Raw genomic sequence first — 21,980 nt, forward strand, 5'->3', positions numbered from 1 at the left:
TCACCTCATTACATATCCAACTCCAAATACTGTCTCTATTATTGAGTTATCTTTGTCCTCTCCCAAACTTGCTCTAAGCCTTCTTATATGAACATCAACAGTTCTAGAGTCTCCAAAATAATCATAACCCCATATTTTATCAAGAAGCTCTTCTCTAGAAAATACCATTCCTCTATTTTCATATAAAAATCTTACTAGTTCGAATTCTTTTCTTTTTAGAACTATCTCCTCACCACTTTTTACTACTGTTCTATTATTAAAATTCACTTTAAAATTAAGTTCTGATCTATTTATTTTATCTACTTCAATTTTTTCAATTCTTCTAAATATTGCTTTAACTCTAGCAATTAACTCACGTATTTCAAAAGGCTTTGTTATATAATCATCTGCACCAATTTCCATACCTAATATCTTATCTATTACTTCATCCCTTGCTGTTACCATTATTACAAAAGAATCCTTTGATATAACCTTACATATATCAAATCCACTCATATCTGGTAACATTAGATCTAGAAGTACTAACTCTGGTTTAAACTCTTTTGCTACTTTTAATGCACTCTCTCCATCAAATACAGACTTAACCATGAAACCCTCTCTTGTAAGCGCAAAGCTTAAGGTATCATTTATAGAAAATTCATCTTCAACAACTAATATCTTTCTTTTCTCCATAATTCCCACCCCATATTAATATTTCCCTTTGCTGTTTATCTCAAAAACTTGATATTTGTGCATAACACCTTTGTTAATTATGCTATCTACTACCACTACATTTTCATCTTCATTTACATAAATATAGGGCTCATAATTTCTGGTATCATCATCTTCACTAATTTCTCGTATTATTTTAATATCCTTACCTACAAGAGTAGCTATATAATACTTATTTTTTTCACTTAAACCATTATCATCCCTTCGTTTACTTAATACAAAGTATCCATTATAGAATTTATCGTATTCAACATGAGTATCCCAAGAAGACTTAAATACCTCTTCACTTAACTTATTCCTAGGAGTATATTTTTTAATTCTATTTAAATTCTTAGACACTCCACTTCTATCATTAACTCCATATAAAAAATATATATCCCTTCCTGAAGTTTCTAATCCATAAATAAATGTTCCTTCTTCTAGCTTTAAATCATCATAAGTTTCCTCAACTAATCTTCCATCTTTCACAATATACTTAGTTATTATTCCTTCATTGCTAAAACTATAAAAGCTTTTCGTATCATTATCATAAAAAACCCTATTTACAATTGATTGTGAAATATCAAAGGGGTCTAATATTGTATTTTGTGTATCACTAGATAGAATAGGTCCTATATAGGACTCCTTAGTATCTATATCTACAATCATAAATTGCTCTTCTTTATACCCATAAGCACTATATATTACATAATCTTTCGTGCCTTTTACAAACATTAATCTATCATCAGATGGTATATTGGTATTTTCATAAGTCTTTATATCCATACTATTTTTCATAGAATTATCTATAATCTCAGTCTCCTCTCCTGTTCTCCAGTTTAGAAATCCAGTTGTAGAGAATAAGAAATCCCTTTCTCTTATGTTATTTGTTAATCTAGTATACTTCTCATCTATTCTTTTACTTGACTCTGTTAATACTTCATTTTGCATTAACAAATACAACTTTGTATCTAGGGGATAGTTTAATGTTAAATAATCACCTTCATAATTATAAATTCCAAAAAATAAACTTCCCTGATAATATCCTAGAATCTTATTTTGATAATTATCATTACCTCTTCCTTTTAATATTTTGTACTGACTATATTCAAACTCCATTATTGCTCCATTTATTTTTTTTTGCGTATTATTAGATAATATTTCTGTTTCATAACCTGAACATCCAACAAAAAATACACTGACAAAAAAAACTATTATGGCCGAAATAGTTAATTTCTTCATATTCTCCCTCCTCAATATTTATTATGCCATATACATTTTACCAAAATTATGTTTATTATTACATAAATGTTAAATAATTCTTTATTATTACTAATACAATAAACCCACAGAATTATATCTAAAATATAATTCTATGGGTTTTATATCAGCTATACCTATCAGCTTTTAGTCTATAATGTGCTACTAATAACCACTGTTGTGCCAATCAAGTAAGTATTTATCTTTTGTAGCATGATTATAATAATTATGTAGCACATATGGAACTCCATTGTCATCAATTCTATCTTATACCATTGCAGCATGTTCATTATTACTTTTTACTATAATATTTCCTGGTTGCCATTCTTTTAAATTTTCTTTGTCTTCTGGATTTATTTCTTTTGTAAGCTTTGTATAGAATCTTTCAATATAAACATGCTGAATTTTTAATGCTCTCCATACTGCATTGAACAATTTCAATAACTCTCTTTTCCATCCCTCCCCTCCACTTTCCTTTATTATACAATAATACATTTCAAAGTTAATTGTAATTTTATTACAAATCCATTTATGATTTTTTATTATCTATAGAGCTAAAGCAGTAAGAACTATTTCTTCTTACTGCTTTATATACTAATCCTTATAACTCTCACTTGCCCAAGTTCTATTTTTACAATATGGACATTTTACATACTTCTTACCACTGTTTTGTGGAGATATTAAATCCTCAATAAAACCTATTGAAAATCTCTTTTCACAGAAACTACAAATATATCCTGTTGTAATTTGATGTCTATAGACTAATAGTAGCATTCCAGCAAAGATTAATATAACCATAACCCATCTTAATTTACTAGCTTCTTTAGACGCAAATATCATTCCACTAATTGCAAAGATAGCATAACCAACTAATAGCCAATTTGTAATCTTAGATTTTTTATTAAATTCCTTTTCTTTGATATTTTCCTCCATAAACTTATATCCATCCCTCTCCATACTAGATACTTTTTCAAGGTAATCGCCAAAGTTAATATCACTATCTTCAAGAATATGAGAACATATAATCTTAGCTCTATCTAGACTTTCAATAGTATTATCTAATTCTCCTATATGCTCTTCAAATACATCAACAATATCTTCTGCTTTATTTAGTACTCTTTTAATTTGTAAAATTGAAAAACCTAATTTTCTTAATAGTTTAATTTCTTTTAATATTTTTATATCCTCTTCTGAATAATCCCTATATCCATTTGAAGAATTACGCTTTGGTGTGATTAAACCTTCTTCTTCATAATATTTAATTGTTTTTATTGGTAACTCTAGTAAACCTTCAACTTCTTTTGCTCTCATATGTCCTCCTTTAAGTTAAATTTACACCTGACACCAACTGTCAGGTCAAGGATTTACTGACTTTTATTTTATATTTACCTTAAATAAGTAATTTACACTATGAGTATCATCCCATTTTGTCTTTACAGCATATATATACTCTCCACTTTCACTGGGCAACTTAATTTTATACTCTTCACATTCTACCTCTGTTTGTTTTTGATCAAATCCATTAGTTCCTTCTATTGTATAAACCTTAAAACTATCTATATCTTTTTTATAAGATAGTATCAAATCTAAAGTACTACTAGCTTCCACATTCTCTGATGTTATTTCCCTAGCTCTTTCAATATCCCAATCACCTAAATCAAAGCTATCTCCTCCTTGACTTTTTGGAAACCAATTCCCCCCATTTATGGTTGCATCAATAGTGAAATTATCGCCAATTACAGTTAACTTTGGATGTCCTACATAATCTATTGAGCAACCGTAAAAAAATATTAACCCAAATATTATGAAAGAAATAATCATAATCTTTTTCATCTATTATACTCCCCCGTCCTATAAGTTCTTTTATTTTTATATATAATTCCATTTTAACCCACTGCCTTATTTAAAGCACTATTTTATATTTGTATTTTTTATAATCATGCTTCTACTTAAATCCCCCTAGTGCCATCAATATTAACCCCTTAACTGCTATAGCAATATAAATAATAGTACAAAAGGTAGGATTCATTGATGAAAATATCATAAAAAAATAAGAGTACTGCTACGTACTCTTATCCACCACTTACTTTCTTGCCTTCTCAACCTTAAGCTTTTTACCCTTTATTGTCATATTTTTAAGGGCATCAAGAACCATATAACCTTTACCATTAAGTATTTCAACATATGAACCCATATCTTGAATTTCAATTATACCAATATCATCAGCTGTAATGCCATCTATATTAGAAATTGTTCCAACAAAGTCTACTGCTCTTAATTTCTTTTTCTTACCGCCATTAAGATATATCTTTGTTATATCCTTATTAACATTCTTAGCTTTATCAGTTTTTTTCTTCGAACTTCTTCTTAGAAAATCTTCTGCTATTTGCCTATCTTCACTACTCACCTCAAGTTCATTTAAAGTAACTTCATTTATTTTAAATCCAATATATTCTTCAATATCATTTAAGAATCTGTCTTCATAAGGAGTTGCAAATGTAATAGCCTTACCACTCTTTCCTGCCCTAGCTGTTCTTCCAATTCTATGTACATATGCCTCCTTTTCTAAAGGTATATGCATATTGATAACATGGGTTATACCCTCAACATCAATACCTCTTGCTGCTACATCTGTAGCTACTAAAATTCTGAAATTACCCTTTTTGAAGTTTTCCATTGTATCAATTCTTTCCTTCTGTAACATTCCACCATGAATTTTATCAACAGAATATCTTTTATTCTTCAAGTAATCATATGCAATATCTACATTCTCTTTTGTTTTACAAAATATAACTGCTGTTTCTGGCTTTTCTTTAATTAAAACCTTATTTAAATTATCTAATTTTTCCTCACCCTTAACTCTATAAAGTAGATTCTCTATTTTATCAGCTATTAAACCATCACTTTCAATTTCAATCTCTATTGGTCTATTCATATACTTTGAGCATAATATTACAATTTCATCAGGTAAAGTTGCTGAAAATAGCATAGTTACTCTTTTTTTAGGTATTCTTCTAATTACTCCCTCTACTTGTCTAATAAAGCCCATATTTAGCATCTCATCAGCTTCATCGATTACTAGATATTTTATATCATTAGTATTAAAAGTACCTCTATCAATATGATCTAGTACTCTACCTGGCGTACCTATTACCATATGAGTTTTTCCCTTTAATTCCCTAGCTTGCTCCTTAAATGGTGATTTTCCATATACAGATACGCCTTTTATTCTCTTGTATCTTCCTATATTCTTTACATCTTCACTTATTTGAATAGCAAGTTCTCTTGTAGGTGATAAAATTAATACCTGAGGATTATTCTCTTCCCACTTAACTCTTTCACATAATGGAATAACAAAGGATGCAGTCTTACCTGTACCTGTTTGAGCTTTTACAATAACATCTTTATTTAATAATACCTCTGGAATTACTTTTTCTTGTACTTTTGTTGCCTCTTTATATTCTAATCCATCTAGGGCTTTTATTATTTCTTTTCCAAGATTAAATTTATCAAATTTACTTTTCATTTTCTTCTCCTTAGTGCATATACTACTCTCTATTATACAATTTACAAGTGGAAATGTCTTGTGAATTTACATAGTATAATGCAATTATTCTTTTAAAAATTTCTTTATTAAATAATATATGAGTAAAATCTGATTATATTATTCACTCAAAAATGAGCAGTAGGAACTAAATCCATACTGCTCATTAATCTACTATTAAATAGTTGGTCTATGCTTCCACATCTCTTCTGTAATTCCACCTTCCCCATCAATGGTCCAGCTTAATCCAAAGAAATACCATCTATAAAAATTTCTTTTTGCTTTATTATATTGATATAAGTCATCAGTACCATTATATGGCGCAAAATAAGGACTATCTAATTTAAATCCTTCTGCTTTCATATATTGATATGCCCCCTCTGCAAATCTGTCTATTAAATACATTGGTTCAATATTATCAGGGTACTTCATTAGATGGTCAGCATCATCTAACTTAACTGTTGAGTATATTGTTCCATTTGTTGTTCCTCTACTTGGTAAATCTACCGTGTTTGCTGTTCCTAATGAAGTAGAGTAATCATTGTTTCTATATACAAGTAATACTGAATCATATTTTCCTTCTGGTGCATACTTATCTAATATATTTTCAACATCTAGTGATCCTATATAAGGGCCAACAGCCATTGATAATGATTTGTTTGTTATCGGCATATCGCTAACCGCTACTTCTACAGTCATTTTTGCTCTTCCAACTGAATCAGAATTAATTGTCTCTTCCATTATTTTTGCATCTGCTTTTACCTTTGCTACTTCTGACTCATACATTATAGTTGTTGCTGCATTTACATACGGTGTTCTTTGTATTTCTGCCCTTGGACAAACTAATACTAATGTTTTCCACCCTTCTTCTACTTCACTAGCCTTAGCTGTGATTCCTGACAGCCCTAAAGTTGCTGTTGTTGCTGCTATAATACTACATGCTATTGCTTTGGATAATACTCTTTTGATATTCATACGAATACCTCCTTTTACATTTATTACATACTTATTTTAACACATATATTTCTTTTATTTACATTTTTTGTAATTTTTAGATTATTCTGCATGTAATCATTTAACCCTTTTAATTTAAATTATATTTATAATTAAAGATAATATTTATTTTAAATTAATTTAATATATAACAAAAAAGGTAATAGTATATTTCTATCTATTACCTTTATTTTTAATTTATAATAGTTTTAACAGTTCCTACTCTTTGATAGTCCTATTTATCTAGTTATTCTTTCTTTAAATCACTTTCTTTATTTAGAAGAACTATCTTAAGTATATAATTCTATTGGTTTCAACAGTCTATTATTTATGGTTCTCCGTTTTTTAAAAAGTTATAATAACTAATTAAATTTATCCTCTCCTCTTTAGGAAGATCCGATATATCTAGAATACATCTGTTATTAACAGCCTCTTTATCTTTTTCCCTATTATCATTTCTTTTAATAGCTGAAAAAAAGAAAGTAGATATAGTACTTGTTAACATACTTAAAAAGCCTATCCCAGCTAGCATAAGTATACAAGCTATGAACCTTCCACCTGTTGTAGTAGGACTGATGTCCCCATAACCAACAGTTGTAACAGTAACAAAACTCCACCATAATGCATCTCCATAATCTACTATTGTTTCACTTACTCCACTTTCAAATATATATATTCCTACTGACCCCAAAAAAGTTATAATAACAGTAGAACCTAAAGCATATATAAATCCATTTGTAAATAACACTTCCTTAATATTTTCAATTAACCTTAATATATATGATACAATCCTAATTAATTTAAAAGCGCTTCCATAAGCAGAACTTGAAAAAAGGCCATATGGTATTATTGCAATTAAATCTATAATATTACGCTTGAAAAATAGTTGTTTATTTTTACATGTAAACAATCTTATACAGAAATCAATAATGAAAATTATATATATAATTGAATCTACAATTTTTATAATTTTAGCTTCCACTTCGTTTAATCCATTGGAGAATTGTAACATTACAACCAAAACAGCCATAATAGCCATTATCCCTGCTCCTATATCATATACAAGTTCAAACTTGTCATTTTCTGTAAACTCTAAATCTCTCATAGTATTCCCCCAAGGCAAATTATGTTAATATTATATACCTTGTGACAATATTTGTATATGTATTTAATATGAAGATGCTATTAATACTGCTGATAATTATGCTAAGTTAATATTTCTAAAATAGGTGGATTCTTTATGTAGAATCTACCTATTTTAGAAATATTCATTTTTATTTAACTCCTAATAATCTCTTTATATTTTTATAGCTTTTACAATCTTTTTCCTCCTCAAGCTTTAGAATTGTATTTGCTATATCCTCTAAAAGGTTAAGCCCACCTTTAAATCCTAAAATCCCTTTATCTAAAATTATCCTATTAAAATTTGGTGATGAAATAATTTGAAATGGAATCCCTAAATCTAATGCTATCATCTCCTCGATTGAACTTCCTAGGATCAAGTCAATATTCGTATTTTCTAATATCTTCTTAATTTCCCCTTCTGCCTCAGTAAAATATAACTCTGTAAATCTATACTCATTAGAAAATATTCCGTATTCCCCACTTCTCTTATCTGTTATTATTACAACCTTTGGAATTAATCCGAAGTACATATATAAATATTTTGTTAAACCTATTACTGTACTCTCACTTCCTACTAAAGCAATATTTCTTTGGAAGTTATACTTAATATATGAATCCAAAAGTCTTTCTAAATAGTAACTTTCAAGTCCCTCTTCTTTATCAATAAATAGTTTAGCCTTCTCCTTATTTGTATTAGTTAATTCTACTATTCTATTTAAGAAAATCCTAGTCTCATTAGCACCTATTGGTATATTATCAAAGATAACAAATGGAGTATTATACTTATTATTTAGATCCTCTGCAGCTTTTTTCCCGTAGGAAGATACTACTATATTTAAAGCAGCTACTGGAACATTCCTCCATGAATCTACACTTCCCTCTGGCCCAAAAAGTATATTTAATTTTAATCCGATTCCTTCTAATATCCTTTTTAACTCCTGTAGATTTCCTCTCCAAAATGGATTTTCATTTGGCATTATCCCAAATACATTAACTAACCTTTCATCTCTTTTTCTTTCTAGTACAAAAACTTCAGGAAGCTGATTGATAATTGAACTAACAACATCTTCATATCCTTTATATACATTTCCTTTAAAGCCTGGTGTTTTGCAGTATATTATCTTTTTTCCTTCTTCCTTAGCTTCCCTTGTCATTGCAATTATATCATCTCCTACAAGCTCTGATGTACAACCACTTAAAACTATATAAAGATCTCCATCTATTACCTTTATGGTATTTTTTATTTGCTCTCTTAGTCTTGAAGTACCACCAAAAATAACTTGTTTTTCAATAATATTTGACGAGGATATATGGAAGTTACTTATGGTATTAAGTTCATCACCATAAGTCCCTTGAATGGTACATCCAGCTGTTGAATGTACTATTGGAACAACACCAGCTATTTCCTTTACAGTTTGCAATGCTCCATGAAATGCACAACTATTCCTTAAATTACCTCCCTTTGCTGCCACTTACTTCACCTCCTGCTTTATAAACCAATTCGTACTTTTATTAATCCATTCCTTCCTATAATTTAAGTTTTCTTTCTTACCTATATTATTAATAAAGCCTCTATTTGATCTAATTCTTTTAATAGCATTAACTACATTTGATAATCCTTGAAATCCATAAACCCCCAGATGATCTATTGATATTGGAGTAACTCCAAGCTTTACTACCCATCCAATACTTTTTTTATTAGATATATAAATATCTGGTTTTAATTTATTTAATATATTAGCTATTTCAAATTGTTGCCCATTAGCAATATGCAATTCTATATCATCATTAATTCTACTTAGCTTTTCTTTATTTTCTTCATCAATCTCTTCTAATGTAATTCCTATTACCTTTCCTCCTAATTCTTCAATCATATTTATAAAGCTAAATGTCTCTTCAGTGGATAAATCAATATAAAAACTTAATCCATATAAAGGTGCCTCCCTTAATAATGAATCTACTTTTAATCTTTCTTTCTCTATAAATTCTTTAGCTTCATTTGTTAAACCAAATTCTTCTGCTATTAACCTTATCCAATTAGAAGTATTTAATATACCAATGGGTGTATTAGATTTTATATACGGAACGTTAAACTCCTCTTTTAATATTTCACCTAATATATTCCCTTGAGTATCATTCAACGCTATTGTAACCTTCCCTTTTCCAGCCCTGTTAAAGCTTTCTATTTCTGAATACCTTGGAATTAAATTTATACTTATTCCTAATTCCTTTAGAATTAAAACTATCGCTTCCACGTCCCTTGGACTTTCAGAAATAGAAATTAAATTAATAAATTCTTCTTTTTTTTCTTTATCATTAATTAAGTTTTTTCCAATGGAATAAAGTGCTAAATCGTAACCATTTGTTGCAACTCTCGACTTAAAACCATCCGTATTTATAAAGATTATTTTTGCTCCTATCTCATTTTCAATCTCACTTACTATACCTAATATATCATCGTTATTAATAGCTATAACAGGAGTGGATAAAATAAAAATTACTTTTACATTCTTATTTTCATTAAATGCTAATTCTATAGTATTTCTAAGGCTATCATCACCACCCAATATTGTTTCACCTTCGTCTATATTACTTACATAGCATTTATTCCTAATGTTTTTAAAGTGAGATTTTCCATTACTACAGCCTGCAGGACCATGTATAACTATTACTGAATCTTCTATATTACTAACAACCTCTAATGCATAGATAATCTCATCATAAGTCCCTTGAGAAAAAGTTCTTATTTTTTGCTTGTCCATTCCATTTTTATTTTCCTCTTTGAATTTATCTACCTTACCATAATAGGCACTTAAAGTCCTTAACCTTTTTTCTCGTATAGGAGCCTGCCTACTATCCAAAATCCCCATAATACCCCTCCAATTTTTAAATACTTGCCTTCTCTCTGACTATACCTTCTTCTGTTTCATAAATTCTGTCTCCCCATTCTCTTGCCCATTCCCGAAGTTCCGATACTCCAAGAGGATTTGGAACAACTAAATCTTCGCTTTCTGATATATACTTTGCTAACTTTCTATATTTCTCTGCCTGTAATGACTCCGGACTTGCCTCTATAACGGTTTTTCCAAATAACTCACTTTGTGATACTACCAAAGACCTTGGAATATATCCTACTGGTTTTGTTCCTGTTCTTTTAGCAAAATCTTTTATTATTCCTTCTGAATATCCAGCTGATAATCCATTACCAATAATTCCTCCAAGTTTTGCTCCTCCTGATGGTGCATATTTATTTATTGCCTTAAACAAGTTATTTGCAGCATATATTGCCATAAAATCTGATGAACTTACAACATATGCTCTATCTGTTATTCCATCTCTTATAGGAACTGCAAATCCACCACAAACCACATCACCTAAAACATCATATAGTACATAATCTGGCTTAAATTCCTCAAAGACATTTAATTCCTGTAATAGATTTACAGCGGCATTAATTCCTCTTCCTGCACATCCAACCCCAGGAACAGGTCCTCCAGATTCAATACATAAAATCCCCTTATACCCAACTGTGGAAATATCCTCAAGATTTATTTTCTTTCCCTCTCTCATGCTATCCAAAACTGTAGGCAAATAATTATTTCCCCTTAAGGTATTAGTTGAGTCACTTTTAGGATCACAACCTATTTGAATAACCCTATGCCCTGCCTCTGCTAAAGCTGCACTAATATTAGATGTTGTTGTGGATTTCCCTATGCCACCTTTTCCATATATAGCAATGTGCCTACCTATTTTACTCATAATTCTCTTACCTTCCCTTCCAATAATATAAAGAAAATATTCAGCAAGGGGAGATATCTCCCCTTGTAAAATTTCAATCTAAATTAATCCTTCTTCAATCCTAAATATGTCGTGAATTAATGTATCTGTTGTTGGGAATGCATCATATAATTGTTCCCAAGTTAGACCATATTTTCTATACAAAGCAACTGTCTTTACTGCTACATCATAATGCCATGCTGCCTCTGGAGATCTATGTCCTTCAAGAGCTGACCCAATGTTAACATTCCATTGAGATGGAAATGCAACAACCCCCCTTGAAATAAAATATTCTAATCCCTCTAGTAAAGATTGCTTTGGTTCAATTCCTGCTACAAATGTTGTTCTTACTCTAAATTTACCAAAAACTCCTGTAGCATACTCAATTGCCTTTAACCAATTATCCCTTCCCCCACATTCTTGATCCTTTCCTGGGCAAATAGTTTTAAAAATATTAGAGTCCCAAATTTCTAGATTTATAGAAGTTGTTCTATATCCTGCTTCTTTATATTTATCAAAAACACTATAATCTAAGGGAGCCCCAATAGTTGCAGTTCCATTAAAATCCTCTAACCCTGTCTCTTCTCTAATTGCTTCTGCTACATCAATATAATAATCTACCTCTCTTCTTTCCGGTACGAACCCACCACTTATTGTTAGTTTATTGAAGCCTTCTTTATAAGCTGCAGCTACTGTTTCTGCAATTTGCTTTGGAGTCTTCCATTTAATATTTTGGCATTCCCCATATATCCTTTTTGTAGCATTAATATTGCAGAATAAACAATCCTTACCCTTTTCATTTAATGAACATTCATTGCTATAAGCTACAAATATCTGTCCATTTGTATAAGCTTGGGCAACTCTTGACATTTCAGTACCATCAGAAGTTTTTAGATTATAATACTTTGGCCTTTTATCAAATTTAAGATCATTAAATAATAACTTGTCATTATCATACAAGCTATAGACACCTTCTTTATATTTGATATTATATGGACTTTTCTTGTCCCAAATAAAATAGTACCTAAAACCTGTGTCTATAGTAAAACCTGTAGGAAAATCTATTCCTGGGTGATTTTCATGGTCACTAGCAAATAATGCATTAACCTGTTCCTTAATTGTTCCACCTATATCAAGATGTTTAAATATCTCAGGGTCTACGTTTATTCCTGAACTACCAATTTCATGTCTAATTCTTAATTGCTCATATAATTCTTTTTTTCTTTCTTCATTGCTCATATCAATACCCCTTTTAAAATTATTTTTCCTCTAACTCTTTTTTTGCTTTCTCGAAATAACTATTATCAATCAATTCATCTACATTTATATCTTTAGATATTAATCCCTCATCTTTAAGAAAAGTGCTCAAATTTTTTATTTTTTTCTGGGTATCCTGAGATATTTCTATTGTAAAATTCTCAAACTTCCCATTATCAACTCCATAAATATCTCTAATAATACCTTCATCAACTCCAACATTGGAAAAGATTTTGTAGGCTTCATTTGAGTTATTTCTAGCAAATTCTTGAGCTCTTATATATGCTTTTAACAAAGCTACTGCTACTTTGGGATTTTCCTTTATATACTTATTTCTTCCAACTAGTACTGTTTCACTTGAAAGTTCAGGTGTATTTAATGAAGATTCAATTATTTTTCCATTGCCTTGACCTTCTAATAATTTAGCTCCTATAGAACTTGTAATATATGCATCTACGCTTTTTGATAAAAAAGTTGATTGTGCTTCAGCTACTGAATTAATAACCTCAATATCCTTTACTTCTACCCCATTCCTTTTAATTAGGTTGTTAAAATATTGTTGATATATTGTACCTTTCCCTACTATAACCTTCTTACCTTTCAAATCATTAACTGATTTTATATTAGAATCTTTTTGCACTAATAAGTCTATAACAACATTAGTATCAGTAACACCAATTATCGATATATCTACTCCTTTTGATTTCAACACTACTGGAGGTAAATTACCATAGTCCGCAAATTCTATTTCTTCTGATACAAAAGCCTCATTTATTGCTGGACCTGCTGCTGGAAAATTAATATATTTAACTTCATAACCAATTTTACTTAACTCATCCTCTATGAACTTCTTTTCCTGTGCTACTCCTCCCACTCCTCCAATTACTGCGTTAGTTGTTGCAGTAGCAAGCCTCACGATTTTGTTCCCCTTATTAATGTTATTTTCATTATTTTGAGTACTGGATGATTTTCTACAAGAAATCAATGAAAAGATACTTACTATTACTAGAGACAATATTATAGTTCTTCCTTTCACATTCCCACATCCTTTCTTTAATCTAAACTCAATACTTCCACTCTTTGTCCCAGATTTTCCTTAGAAAAATCTAGAACTCTAACTTTCTTTGGTACAACTTCATAGATTACATGGCTTTCATCAGTAATTTTTATTTTCTCTCTCCTATTAGTAATAAATTCTAGAGACTCTTTAAAATTATCTTTTTCCTCCACCCTTTCAGTTCTACCTTCTAGAAAAATATTTTTGAACTTTGATAATTCTTGATTTTCATGTTGAAATAAAATTCCCACATTATTATTATTTTTAATTTCCTCTACCTTGTTGCTCCCAATAGCAGTTAAAAAATAAATCTTACCTTTTTCAAATGCAAAACCTCCTATAGTTCTAACAATTGGCTTTTGATCACTATTAACTGTAGCCAATACTAGGCTTCTGCTAGTTTTTATATAATCCTTAATTTCTTCCCTTAATATATCTGACACTATAAATACCTCCTACTTCAATCTAATTTTTTCATTTTTATCAATTTGAATTATTACTCCATCTTGAATTATTAAAGTTACAGACCCATATTTTATCCCCTCTACTGCTTCAATTACCTTTTCAAAACCATCATTTAATTCTTTATTATTGTTATTTAGAGACATCCCCTTACCTCCTATATTTAAATTTTGAAAATAAAAAAGCTTTAAGAACAACTTAATTTGTTGTAACTTAAAACCTCTAGTTATCTAGTCAGTTTAATATTTATAAATACTTTTTTATTGATTCAACTATAATTTATATATCCTATATTTCTAATAGTTCCTCTTACTATCTTTTGCATATCCACATATCCCTTAGTTTATATCTCTCCTTTCCTTAAATTGAAGTATTAATAATTATAAAAACACTACCCCTATATACAGAGGCAGTGTTTTCCGCGGTTCCACTCTGATTATTACCCTAATTAGAATAATCTCTCAATGCGCTACATCAGGCGCACCTGCTTAAGCCTACTATTATTTCGGTTAAGTGCTCAAGGATGCATTCTACTAAGTTTAATTTAAGATTTCTTCCAGCCTAAAAAATCTCTCTCTGTAAATCTCTCTTAATATACTATTTCCTATCAAAGCATTTCTTATTAAACATATATGTTTTATATAATTATATGTAAATTTATGGATTTTGTCAATATCTTTTACAACTTTTCTATGTAATTTTTTCCGATCCTATATTTGGGGGTCTATATCTTTCTTAGTACTTTATAATTTAAATTGTATTATTTATAATTATATAAAAAATAGAGAGTAGTACCCTACTCTCTATTTTCAAATTAATATTATCCTATGCTAAAAACATTTCTATATCATCTTCTACTGTTCCAATTCCACCAATTCCAAAATTCTCTACTAATACGTTAGTAACATTTGGCGAAAGGAATGCTGGTAATGTTGGTCCTAAGTGTATATTCTTTACCCCTAAGTGAAGTAATGATAATAACACTATTACAGCCTTTTGCTCATACCATGCAATATTGAATGCTATTGGTAATTCATTTATATCCTCTAGTTCAAATACTTCCTTAAGCTTTAATGCTATTAATGCTAATGAATATGAATCATTACATTGTCCTGCATCTAGTACTCTAGGAATTCCGCCGATATCACCAAGATCTAACTTATTATATTTATATTTAGCACATCCTGCTGTTAAAATTACTGTATCTTGAGGAATTGCCTTTGCAAATTCAGTGTAATATTCTCTCTTCTTTGATCTACCATCACATCCTGCCATTACAAAGAATTTCTTAATTGCTCCAGACTTAACTGCATCTACAATCTTATCAGCTAATGCTAGAACTTGATTATGAGCAAATCCACCAATGATTTCACCTTCTTCTATTTGAACAGGTGCTTCACATTTCTTAGCCATTTCTATTATTGCAGAGAAGTCTTTAACGCCCTTTTCATCTGCTTCTATATGTGTACAACCCTCAAATCCTGATGCTCCTGTAGTAAATATCTTACTCTTATAGCTATCCTTTGGAGGTACTATACAGTTTGTTGTCATAAGAATTGGTCCATTGAAGCTTTCAAATTCTTCTTTTTGCTTCCACCAAGCATTACCATAGTTACCTACAAAGTTTGAATACTTCTTAAATGCTGGATAGTAGTGAGCTGGTAACATTTCTGAGTGGGTATACACATCTACTCCTGTTCCTTGTGTTTGTTCTAGTAACTGCTCTAAATCCTTTAAATCATGACCTGATACTAGTATTCCAGGATTCTTTCCAACTCCAATATTAACCTTAGTTACTTCTGGATGACCATAACTTTCTGTATTAGCCTTGTCCAGTAAAGCCATACCATCAACTCCAACCTTACCAGTTTCTAAAGCTAAAGCTACATACTCATCAACTGTAACCCTATTATCAGCAGTTAATGCTAATGCTCTTTCCATAAAAGCACTTATATTTTCATCGTCATAGCCTAATTCATTAGCATGCTTTAGGTATGCAGACATTCCTTTTAATCCATAAGTTATTAGTTCTCTTAAACTTCTTATATCTTCATTTTCAGTTACTAATACTCCTACTGATGATGATTTCTTATCAAATTCTTCATCTGTTTCCGCTGTCCAACTTGCAGCACTGCTTAATCCATCCTTATTTACTAACAGATTTAATAACTCTTCTTTTGCCTTTAAAGTTTCTCTTACTTTAGTATAGAATACCTTATTGTCAAAGTTTGCATTAGTAATTGTAGCAAAAAGATTCATTGTAACAATTCTATTTACGTAAGTAGGAACTACCTTTCCTTCTTCTCTAACTCTTGTTGCAACTTCAGATAATCCTCTTGTTGTATATATTAATAAATCCTGAATTTTAGCAAGCTCTGGAGTCTTACCACATACTCCTTTTATAGTACAGCCTGTACAACCTGCAGCTTCTTGACATTGAAAGCAAAACATTTTATTTTCCATAATCTTATCTCCTTTTAGTTCGTTTTTTATTTTATGTCCTTATTCTATATGCAAATAGAAAAATAGTCTGTAACTAATGTTACAAACTATTTTAATCAAATAATTCTTCCTCAAGTTCTTCTATTTTTAATATAGTAACTGTTTTTCTATCGAAATTTATGAAGCCATCCTCTCGTAGTTTAATTAACTCTCTAGAAAGGGATGGTCTTGGAATCCCAAGACCAGAAGCTATTTCTTCCTTACTATCCTTTAGTTCAATTATTAAACTACCTTGATCTTGATGTTCTTCTAATAAATAGTCAATAACTTTATGCCTTATACTTTTTAGGGAAATACTTTTAATCTTAGCATTTAGCATAATTATTTTATTACTTAAAAGAGATATGAAATTTTCTAATATTACTGGTTCCTCTGAACATAATTTTAATATTTCTTGTTTTTTTATAAACATTATCTTACAATCACTTAAAGCAACTACAGTTGCTGGGTATGTGCTTTGCATGGAGATAACTATTGCTTCTCCAAAAACATCTCCCTCAACTAATTTCTTTAAAAGAATGCCTTTTCCACTAGTATAAATCCTTTCGATATGTACTGTCCCCTCTAAAATAAGTCCAATATTATTACAAGGTTCTTCCTCATGTGCAATAATCTCACCCTTTTTATAGCTTACTTCTGAAAATCTTATTCTTGAAATAACTTGCCCAATACTTTCTCTATCCATATTCCTAAAGAAATCATTTTTAATTAGTTTATCTATATTATTCTTCATAACTATCTTTCCTCTATATTTTTTTATTTTCTGTATCATTAGGTACAGACTTTTTATCTATTATACCTTATAATCGTAAAAAAGACTAAGGAGGAATTTGAAATGAGTTGTGGTTGTTCAACACTTGGAAATGACGGTAAAGCTATTGTAGATTTAGTAAGAAGTAAAGATAAAGCTACTTTACCTTTAAAAGAATCATATAAAATAGACTGTTCTTGTGGTAAGGATTTTACTATGAAAACTTTAGTAGATAATTGTCCTAACTGCGGAATGACCTATGGTGTTACTCCTTGTAGCCAAAGTGATAAAAACAATATTAAGGCAGCAGGCATTAATTATTAGAATATTATTTCCTATAAAAGTAATCATATTATTAAAATAGCTATCTAGGCTACATTTTAATTAATATGATTACTTTTTTATTGTATTTATCTTAATTCTTTAATAAATGATCTTTCCTTCACTAAATAAACTATTTCTTTTACTATAAAAACCTGAATAAAAGCAATAAAAACATCTATCACTACATGTTGTTTTATAAATAATGTTGATAGTATTATTAATGTTCCAAGAAAAAATACTCCTCTTTTTAAATATTTATTCTCTGAAACTCTATTAATCCATATAGAACAAACTAATGTAATTGACACATGTAGGCTTGGACAACAATTAACGGGCTTATCAGCCTTATAAATATTTCTTAGTAGATTTGAAAATATATCATCTCCAATTATCTCTGGTCTTATTACTGTTGTCTGAAAACAAATATATATTAATAATGCTGTAAGCATCGTAATAGTCATACAAGTAACAAAATCATAAAATTCATCCTGGCTCTTTATATAAACATAGATAAAAGAAAAAGCTATTAACAGATACCATGAGTAATATGGAATTACAAAATACTTTATAAGTGGTATTTTACTATCAAATGAAGTGGCTAGACTATAACTTTTACTATCTATATTATTAATCACCCCATATCCTAATGCTGAAATAATATAGGATAAAACTAATAAAATTGCCTTTCTGTCTTTTACAAACTTAATAATTATATCTACTATCATCTTTACCTCCCCTTTATACATCAATAATAATATATAAATCTAATCCTAATAAGGATACAGTAAAGTATACTTATTTTTTAATTATAGCACTTAAATATATACATAAATATAACTATTCTATTAAGATTTCACTTTTTACCCTTTTATCCTCAATCTATTTTTGTTAGTATGAAGTTATAATAAAGATTTTTGGAGGTTAATATGAGAGTTGGTATAATTGGAATCGGTGATATTTGCAAGAAGGCATATCTTCCTATTATTTCTTTTAAGGAAGATGTAGAAATTGTATTATGTACTAGAAATGAAATTACATTAAAAGAAATTAAGAGTAAATATAGAATATCTGAATCTGTAAATACTGTGGCTGAACTTATAGAAAAGAATATTGATTGTGCTTTTGTACACAGTTCAACAGAGTCTCACTATACAATCTGTAAGGAACTTTTATCTAATGGTGTTAATGTATATGTAGATAAACCTATTAGCTATGCCCTTAGTGAATCTTTAGAGTTATCCCAAATAGCAAAGGAAAATAATAAGATTTTTAAAGTTGGTTTTAATAGAAGATCCGCTCCTATGGTTAAGAACCTAAAAGCTTTAGGAGATCCAAATATAATAATTATTGAAAAAAATAGAGTTAACTTACCTGGTGATCCAAGAGTATTTGTTTTTGATGATTTCATTCACGTAGTCGATACCCTAAGATTCTTAATGAATAATGACTACAAGGATTTAACTGTAAATAGCTTAAGGGATAGTACCGGCCTAAAAAGTATTGTTATAAATCTTTCTAATGATAAGACTACTGCTATTGGTATAATGAACAGGGATAATGGTATTACAGAAGAAGTTATTGAATATATGGCTTCTGGAAAAAAAGCTATAGTTAGAGGATTAGTGCATAGTACTTATTTTATTAACAATGAAGTAACTTCAAAGGAATTCGGAGATTGGGATAATACCCTTCACAAAAGAGGATTTGACACGATTATTGATAGCTTTTTAATGGATGTTAAAGAAGGTAATACTAACTACGACCTTCTAGATGACTCTTTAAAAACTCATAAACTATGTGAAGAAATAGTAGAAAAACTGGTATAAATATAAGACTATCTTAATTAAATTTATGCTTAAATAAAAAAATAACAAGTACTCTCACTTTTAATAGAATCTTTGATCTCGTAGAGCTATCAGACCTTAAAAGATATATGAGAGTCCTTGTTATTAATTACATCACATTTATAGATACTATTGATCATCCTTTGCAAGGACAATTTTATTTCTTGTAAAGAAAATACTTAAAGCAAAGAGTAATACTATTATCATTATTAATCCGCCTACCATAGGAATTATTGAAGATACTGCTTCTCCTCCTTGTAATTTTTCTAAGGCTAAGAAGAACCATCTTGGTGGAAGTCCACTTCCTATTTTTCTCATCCCTTCGCTCATCATATCAAAAGGCCAGAAGCTTCCACTTAGCATAAACACTGGTAATATCAAACCTCCATTAATAAGATTCGCTATACCCTTTTTCTTAACTAAAGAAGCTATCATAATATTAAACACAACTGCAAGTAATACGATTATTTCAAGTAATACTAAAAGTATTACTTTGTTCTCAAATCCAAATTCATAGCCTAATATATTACATACAATAAAGTACTCCACCGCTGGAATAGATGTTAGTGCAAAGAAGATAGTACAAAGTCCACCATAATAGGATTTTTCACCTATCTTACCCATCAATACTCTATCTTTTGTTCCTTCTCTCTCATCTTCAAGAAGAAAACTACAGCTAATACCAGCACAAATAAATATTAGGTATATTATTATTCCAACGGAGTTATTTATGCTTTGTTTTACATCTCCTGTATTTCTTATTTCATAGCTCGGCTTAAGCTCCTTAAAATCAGATATTACATTAGCTAATCCTACTTCTTTAATATTTACATTGTTACATAACCTAGCTAATTCTTTTGTCTCACTTTCTAATACTCCAGTAATTGCTGCTTCCATATCACTCTTTGATACAGATTTTATTTTTATTTCATTTTTTTCACCATTAGTAAGACTTTCTGTAAAGTTTTCATCTATAGTAATTATCATTTCAACTTCATGAAAAATTAGCTTTTCTTTATAGCTATCATTATCCTCTATATCAATAATATCTACAGCATTCATTACTCCTAATCTTTCCTCAATTGCATTACCTAACTCTCCATTATCCCTGTTAAATACAGCTATCTTAAAGGTAGAATTGCCGCCATAAAGCATTGTAAACATATATATCAATGCAATAGGTAATAAAAATGATATTAAAATAAAACTTTTCCTCTTCAATAATATTTTACTTACATTCTTCATTATATTAATCATTTACAATCCCTCCCCTTTTTTTCATAATAGCTAAGTATGCAATTAAACATACTGCTGATAAAACTATCGGTATCATTAAAGCTATCATATATGCTTTTGACTCTAATCCACATATCATGCTACTAGTTGCAGTATTTATCCAATAAATTGGACTTATATACATCAATTTATTCAGCAAAGGAATTCCAACAAGCATGTTTAATGGAGTATAAGATCCGCCAAGAGCACAGATTATGAAGGTTACTGCACTTAAGCTTCCACCAACTGATGTATCTTTTTTTGCACAAAGTCCAACTATAGCTCCTACAACTGATGAAAAAATAGCAAAAGTAATAAATAATAATATAAACTTTACTGTATTAGGCCCCCAATCTACATCAAGAACTGTAGAAGAATAAACATAAATCAATATAGTTTGAATTATACCTATTAATATTCCCAAGGACACCTTAGCCACTATCATTACATTTTCCTTTACCTTAGATAGCCTAATTCTATTAATTGTCCTAAGTTGTGTTTCTTTATAAACACTTTCACCAACTGTTTGTGCTATAAAAAATATGATTAACGCAAGCTCTGCAAAGGTATAATATTCAGCTGCACTTACATCCCTTGTTCCATCTAACTTCTCCTTCACTACATATTCATCATATTTGTTTTGAACTAAATTATTAAAGTCTTGTGGATTATATTTTCCAATTGTTTCAAAAGCAGCATATTCATTCAACATGCTGTCAAAAATACTTCTAAATACTTTATTGGGAATTTCCTCACCTTTTTTTGATGTATAAAGCTTAAATCCATCATTATCTACTTCTATATGAACTAAGGCTTTATAATTATCTACCTCTTCTTCTACATTGCCTAGGTCAGATGTTTCTTCAAATTTTATACTAAGGCTTTCCTCAACACCTTTAGCAAAACTCATAAAACCTTCCTTATACTTACTATCTTCCTTAATTGTATAATAAGCCTTTGTAAACTCACTATTCCCACCATATATATCGGCATTTCCACTCATCATATCCTTTAAGCCTAAACTTAAGGTAGTAATTAATAAGACAGGAAATAAAAATAGTAAAATCACATTGCCTTTGGATCTAAAAAACTGTTTAAACTCTTTTTTTAACATTGCTA

The 21,980-nt window shown here is 29.6% G+C and carries 22 protein-coding genes and 1 other annotated feature; of the genes, 2 read left to right on the plus strand and 20 right to left on the minus strand.

Annotated elements, in window-relative coordinates; all coding sequences use genetic code 11:
- From ACSYT2_RS07700 to ACSYT2_RS07780, 17 genes are all read right to left on the minus strand, one after another.
- Positions 1 to 672 carry a response regulator transcription factor gene (locus ACSYT2_RS07700; RefSeq protein WP_430856606.1) on the minus strand — a complete coding sequence of 224 codons (672 nt, stop codon included), beginning with the start codon at positions 670 to 672 and terminating at the stop codon, positions 1 to 3.
- Positions 673 to 687: 15 nt separating this feature from the next.
- A complete protein-coding gene (locus ACSYT2_RS07705; RefSeq protein ID WP_438384412.1) occupies positions 688 to 1,932 on the minus strand; it encodes a hypothetical protein in 1,245 nt (414 codons plus the stop codon).
- 285 nt (positions 1,933 to 2,217) lie between these two features.
- On the minus strand, positions 2,218 to 2,391 hold the full coding sequence (locus tag ACSYT2_RS07710; RefSeq protein ID WP_438384414.1) for a hypothetical protein: 174 nt from the start codon (positions 2,389 to 2,391) through the stop codon (positions 2,218 to 2,220).
- A 153-nt stretch (positions 2,392 to 2,544) separates the two neighbouring features.
- Positions 2,545 to 3,261, minus strand: coding sequence for a MerR family transcriptional regulator (locus tag ACSYT2_RS07715; protein WP_430856609.1), 717 nt, complete (start codon positions 3,259 to 3,261; stop codon positions 2,545 to 2,547).
- A 63-nt stretch (positions 3,262 to 3,324) separates the two neighbouring features.
- Entirely contained in the window at positions 3,325 to 3,783 is a 459-nt protein-coding gene (locus tag ACSYT2_RS07720; RefSeq protein ID WP_438384417.1) for a hypothetical protein, read from the minus strand.
- A gap of 250 nt (positions 3,784 to 4,033) precedes the next feature.
- Entirely contained in the window at positions 4,034 to 5,476 is a 1,443-nt protein-coding gene (locus tag ACSYT2_RS07725) for a DEAD/DEAH box helicase (RefSeq protein ID WP_438384419.1), read from the minus strand.
- Positions 5,477 to 5,671: 195 nt separating this feature from the next.
- Positions 5,672 to 6,469 (minus strand): hypothetical protein, encoded by a 798-nt coding sequence (locus ACSYT2_RS07730; protein WP_430856612.1) that lies wholly within the window; start codon positions 6,467 to 6,469, stop codon positions 5,672 to 5,674.
- Between the two features lie 346 nt (positions 6,470 to 6,815).
- Positions 6,816 to 7,592 (minus strand): potassium channel family protein, encoded by a 777-nt coding sequence (locus tag ACSYT2_RS07735; RefSeq protein ID WP_438384420.1) that lies wholly within the window; start codon positions 7,590 to 7,592, stop codon positions 6,816 to 6,818.
- A 169-nt stretch (positions 7,593 to 7,761) separates the two neighbouring features.
- A complete protein-coding gene (locus ACSYT2_RS07740) occupies positions 7,762 to 9,084 on the minus strand; it encodes a nitrogenase component 1 (RefSeq protein ID WP_438384423.1) in 1,323 nt (440 codons plus the stop codon).
- Positions 9,085 to 10,482 (minus strand): nitrogenase component 1, encoded by a 1,398-nt coding sequence (locus ACSYT2_RS07745; protein ID WP_438384426.1) that lies wholly within the window; start codon positions 10,480 to 10,482, stop codon positions 9,085 to 9,087.
- 16 nt (positions 10,483 to 10,498) lie between these two features.
- On the minus strand, positions 10,499 to 11,371 hold the full coding sequence (locus tag ACSYT2_RS07750) for a nucleotide-binding protein (RefSeq protein ID WP_430856616.1): 873 nt from the start codon (positions 11,369 to 11,371) through the stop codon (positions 10,499 to 10,501).
- A 78-nt stretch (positions 11,372 to 11,449) separates the two neighbouring features.
- Positions 11,450 to 12,628, minus strand: coding sequence for a radical SAM protein (locus tag ACSYT2_RS07755; protein ID WP_438384429.1), 1,179 nt, complete (start codon positions 12,626 to 12,628; stop codon positions 11,450 to 11,452).
- 19 nt (positions 12,629 to 12,647) lie between these two features.
- A complete protein-coding gene (locus ACSYT2_RS07760; protein WP_430856618.1) occupies positions 12,648 to 13,682 on the minus strand; it encodes an ABC transporter substrate-binding protein in 1,035 nt (344 codons plus the stop codon).
- A 17-nt stretch (positions 13,683 to 13,699) separates the two neighbouring features.
- Positions 13,700 to 14,146: a pyridoxamine 5'-phosphate oxidase family protein gene (locus ACSYT2_RS07765; RefSeq protein WP_438384431.1), complete on the minus strand. Its 447-nt coding sequence runs from the start codon at positions 14,144 to 14,146 to the stop codon at positions 13,700 to 13,702.
- 12 nt (positions 14,147 to 14,158) lie between these two features.
- Positions 14,159 to 14,311 (minus strand): YezD family protein, encoded by a 153-nt coding sequence (locus tag ACSYT2_RS07770; RefSeq protein ID WP_430856620.1) that lies wholly within the window; start codon positions 14,309 to 14,311, stop codon positions 14,159 to 14,161.
- A gap of 256 nt (positions 14,312 to 14,567) precedes the next feature.
- Positions 14,568 to 14,785: a binding site (T-box leader), on the minus strand.
- A gap of 205 nt (positions 14,786 to 14,990) precedes the next feature.
- Positions 14,991 to 16,628: a hydroxylamine reductase gene (hcp, locus tag ACSYT2_RS07775; RefSeq protein ID WP_430856621.1), complete on the minus strand. Its 1,638-nt coding sequence runs from the start codon at positions 16,626 to 16,628 to the stop codon at positions 14,991 to 14,993.
- A gap of 91 nt (positions 16,629 to 16,719) precedes the next feature.
- A complete protein-coding gene (locus ACSYT2_RS07780; protein ID WP_438384433.1) occupies positions 16,720 to 17,400 on the minus strand; it encodes a Crp/Fnr family transcriptional regulator in 681 nt (226 codons plus the stop codon).
- A gap of 102 nt (positions 17,401 to 17,502) precedes the next feature.
- Between ACSYT2_RS07780 and ACSYT2_RS07785 the strand changes: the two genes are divergently transcribed.
- The gene (locus ACSYT2_RS07785; protein WP_438384435.1) at positions 17,503 to 17,742 is read left to right on the plus strand and encodes a hypothetical protein; all 240 of its coding nucleotides are present in this window, start codon (positions 17,503 to 17,505) and stop codon (positions 17,740 to 17,742) included.
- 86 nt (positions 17,743 to 17,828) lie between these two features.
- Here the strand turns inward: ACSYT2_RS07785 and ACSYT2_RS07790 are convergent, their stop codons facing one another.
- Positions 17,829 to 18,467 carry a phosphatase PAP2 family protein gene (locus ACSYT2_RS07790; protein WP_438384437.1) on the minus strand — a complete coding sequence of 213 codons (639 nt, stop codon included), beginning with the start codon at positions 18,465 to 18,467 and terminating at the stop codon, positions 17,829 to 17,831.
- A gap of 201 nt (positions 18,468 to 18,668) precedes the next feature.
- On the opposite strand from ACSYT2_RS07790, the gene ACSYT2_RS07795 reads away from it, so the two are divergent.
- A complete protein-coding gene (locus tag ACSYT2_RS07795) occupies positions 18,669 to 19,568 on the plus strand; it encodes a Gfo/Idh/MocA family protein (protein ID WP_438384438.1) in 900 nt (299 codons plus the stop codon).
- 147 nt (positions 19,569 to 19,715) lie between these two features.
- Here ACSYT2_RS07795 and ACSYT2_RS07800 read toward each other — a convergent pair whose 3' ends face one another.
- Positions 19,716 to 20,843: an ABC transporter permease gene (locus ACSYT2_RS07800; protein ID WP_438384441.1), complete on the minus strand. Its 1,128-nt coding sequence runs from the start codon at positions 20,841 to 20,843 to the stop codon at positions 19,716 to 19,718.
- On the minus strand, positions 20,836 to 21,975 hold the full coding sequence (locus ACSYT2_RS07805) for an ABC transporter permease (RefSeq protein ID WP_438384444.1): 1,140 nt from the start codon (positions 21,973 to 21,975) through the stop codon (positions 20,836 to 20,838). Before ACSYT2_RS07805 ends, ACSYT2_RS07800 begins: the two co-directional genes overlap by 8 nt.
- Positions 21,976 to 21,980: the final 5 nt, after the last annotated feature.

Source organism: Clostridium zhoujianii (assembly GCF_051590805.1).
In the GTDB taxonomy this organism is placed as follows: Bacteria; Bacillota; Clostridia; order Clostridiales; family Clostridiaceae; genus Clostridium.

Bases quoted from the DNA above. Each gene is read 5' to 3' on its own strand.
- ACSYT2_RS07700 (WP_430856606.1), bottom strand. From the start codon at position 672: ATGGAGAAAAGAAAGATATTAGTTGTTGAAGATGAATTTTCTATAAAT.
- ACSYT2_RS07705 (WP_438384412.1), bottom strand. From the start codon at position 1,932: ATGAAGAAATTAACTATTTCGGCCATAATAGTTTTTTTTGTCAGTGTA.
- ACSYT2_RS07715 (WP_430856609.1), bottom strand. From the start codon at position 3,261: ATGAGAGCAAAAGAAGTTGAAGGTTTACTAGAGTTACCAATAAAAACA.
- ACSYT2_RS07720 (WP_438384417.1), bottom strand. From the start codon at position 3,783: ATGAAAAAGATTATGATTATTTCTTTCATAATATTTGGGTTAATATTT.
- ACSYT2_RS07725 (WP_438384419.1), bottom strand. From the start codon at position 5,476: ATGAAAAGTAAATTTGATAAATTTAATCTTGGAAAAGAAATAATAAAA.
- ACSYT2_RS07730 (WP_430856612.1), bottom strand. From the start codon at position 6,469: ATGAATATCAAAAGAGTATTATCCAAAGCAATAGCATGTAGTATTATA.
- ACSYT2_RS07735 (WP_438384420.1), bottom strand. From the start codon at position 7,592: ATGAGAGATTTAGAGTTTACAGAAAATGACAAGTTTGAACTTGTATAT.
- ACSYT2_RS07745 (WP_438384426.1), bottom strand. From the start codon at position 10,482: ATGGGGATTTTGGATAGTAGGCAGGCTCCTATACGAGAAAAAAGGTTA.
- ACSYT2_RS07750 (WP_430856616.1), bottom strand. From the start codon at position 11,371: ATGAGTAAAATAGGTAGGCACATTGCTATATATGGAAAAGGTGGCATA.
- ACSYT2_RS07755 (WP_438384429.1), bottom strand. From the start codon at position 12,628: ATGAGCAATGAAGAAAGAAAAAAAGAATTATATGAGCAATTAAGAATT.
- ACSYT2_RS07770 (WP_430856620.1), bottom strand. From the start codon at position 14,311: ATGTCTCTAAATAACAATAATAAAGAATTAAATGATGGTTTTGAAAAG.
- hcp (WP_430856621.1), bottom strand. From the start codon at position 16,628: ATGGAAAATAAAATGTTTTGCTTTCAATGTCAAGAAGCTGCAGGTTGT.
- ACSYT2_RS07780 (WP_438384433.1), bottom strand. From the start codon at position 17,400: ATGAAGAATAATATAGATAAACTAATTAAAAATGATTTCTTTAGGAAT.
- ACSYT2_RS07785 (WP_438384435.1), top strand. From the start codon at position 17,503: ATGAGTTGTGGTTGTTCAACACTTGGAAATGACGGTAAAGCTATTGTA.
- ACSYT2_RS07790 (WP_438384437.1), bottom strand. From the start codon at position 18,467: ATGATAGTAGATATAATTATTAAGTTTGTAAAAGACAGAAAGGCAATT.
- ACSYT2_RS07795 (WP_438384438.1), top strand. From the start codon at position 18,669: ATGAGAGTTGGTATAATTGGAATCGGTGATATTTGCAAGAAGGCATAT.
- ACSYT2_RS07800 (WP_438384441.1), bottom strand. From the start codon at position 20,843: ATGATTAATATAATGAAGAATGTAAGTAAAATATTATTGAAGAGGAAA.
- ACSYT2_RS07805 (WP_438384444.1), bottom strand. From the start codon at position 21,975: ATGTTAAAAAAAGAGTTTAAACAGTTTTTTAGATCCAAAGGCAATGTG.